General features: G+C 63.3%; 1 protein-coding gene and 2 pseudogenes. 1 reads left to right on the forward strand and 2 read right to left on the reverse strand.

What is annotated here, in order from left to right; genetic code table 11:
* Nucleotides 1–307: 307 nt before the first annotated feature.
* Nucleotides 308–913 (reverse strand): annotated as a pseudogene (locus JHC57_RS18685) (transposase zinc-binding domain-containing protein); the annotation flags it as partial.
* Between the two features lie 8 nt (nucleotides 914–921).
* Nucleotides 922–1104: pseudogene (locus JHC57_RS18690) on the reverse strand (tyrosine-type recombinase/integrase); the annotation flags it as partial.
* Between the two features lie 16 nt (nucleotides 1105–1120).
* On the opposite strand from JHC57_RS18690, the gene JHC57_RS18695 reads away from it, so the two are divergent.
* Complete coding sequence (locus JHC57_RS18695; protein ID WP_294031947.1) at nucleotides 1121–1705, forward strand: PQQ-binding-like beta-propeller repeat protein; 585 nt, start codon at nucleotides 1121–1123, stop codon at nucleotides 1703–1705.
* Nucleotides 1706–1786: the final 81 nt, after the last annotated feature.

Genomic DNA, 1786 nt, shown 5'->3' on the forward strand with positions numbered 1-1786 from the left:
GGCCGCTTTACGTCGAGGCTAGCACCAATCCGCGGAGCGGTTCGTGCACCGGCCATCTGGGGCTCCTTCTTGATTAAAGGGGGACCTAGCGGCCTCGCCCCAAAATAGCGCCAGCGTCTGGTCAGTCTGGGACCCCGCAAGAATGATTTTCCCGTTGTTGCCGAACGGTCATGTCATCCGCCGCGGGTGCCAATTTTTTGCCGTTTGTTCCCGAAGTTTCATTGTCGATGATACGAAGATTCAAAAACGAAACACTTCCAGGTTCGACAGCACGGAGCGAGGCGGAGAATCCGGCTCTAAAAGTCGATTGAGTGAGGAAAAGTCGGCGGAACAGCGTGCCGAGCACGCGAACCGGGAGCAGGAAGGCGGGGCGTGCGGATATCCAGCGCGTTCCATCGCGGGAGATGCCGCCGCCGGGCACGATCATATGGATATGGGGATGATGGGTCAGCGCCGAGCCCCAGGTATGGAGGACGGCGGTGATGCCGATCCGGGCGCCGAGGTGCTTGGGATCAGCGGCGATGGTCAGCATCGTGTCGGCGGCCGCCTTGAACAGCAGGTCGTAGACGAGCGCCTTGTTGTGGAAGGCGATCGTGGCGACCTCGGCGGGCAGCGTGAACACGACGCGGAAATAGCCGACCGGGAGCAGGTCGGCCTCGCGGGCCTCGAGCCAGGTGCGCGCCGCGGCGCCCTGGCATCTGGGGCAATGCCGGTTGCGGCAACTGTTGTAGGCGATCCGCCAATGCCCGCAGTCGGTGCAGGCTTCGACGTGTCCACCGAGCGCGGCGGTGCGGCAATGTTCGATCGCCGACATGATCTTGAGCTGATGCAGGCTCAGATGCCCGGCATGGGCGGCGCGATACGCGGGGCCAGCAGCGCGGAAGATGTCGGCGACCTCGAGTGAGGCGCGCATCCGCCCCAGCCGTCGGGTGCCTCCTCGCTCGGCGATGCGAGCGCGAGCCTGTCGAGCGGACTGACGATCGAGCGGACGGTCTTGGCGGCAACCTGGGTGTAGAAGGCGGTGGTGCCCAGCTTGGCATGGCCGAGCAGCGCCTGGATGACGCGGATATCGACGCCGTCTTCGAGCAGGTGGGTGGCGAAGCTGTCGCAACCCGTCATCTTGGGCGATGCGCTGTTTGTCGCAGTGTCCGATACCCAGTCGATCTATGCGTTCAATCGCAAGAGCGGCTGTCTCTATTGGCAGCGCAATCTGGGCAGCAATCTTCGCTCGGCGCTCAGTCTTGGGAAGCTCGCCGACGGGCGCCCGGTGCTCGCCATCGGCGACGAAGCGGGCGGCGTCGCCGTGGTCGAGGCGCGCGGCGGCGCGGTGGTTTGGCACAAAAATGTCGGCGTCGATCGATTTTCGACGATCACCGGGCCGATCAGCGTCCGCGGCGACATCATCTACGTTCCGCAATCGACCACCGAAACGATCGCGACCGTCGATCCGAAATATGAATGTTGTCGGGCCTCGGGCGCGGTCAGCGCCAATCGCCTCAGCGACGGCCACCGTCTCTGGATTCATCGGATCGTCCGCGAACCCGTGCGTCGGGGCAAGAGCAATGCAGAGGCGCTGCGCCGGGATATCGGTGATCGACTGACACTCGTTCGCCTTGACCACGCGAGCCACGCGATTCTCCCCGAGCAGCCCAAAGCCGTTACGGCTCTGCTGGTGGCTTTTTTTACGGTGGCCGTGACGTCTTGAGCCTTCAGAAGTTGGTCGACGGCAACTTGAGGAACAGCGCTAACCGATAGGGGAAAAGTTGGTTTCGCGTTTCTTCTATTC

Origin of the sequence: Sphingopyxis sp. (genome assembly GCF_016463645.1) — a bacterium.
Taxonomy (GTDB): domain Bacteria; phylum Pseudomonadota; class Alphaproteobacteria; order Sphingomonadales; family Sphingomonadaceae; genus Sphingopyxis.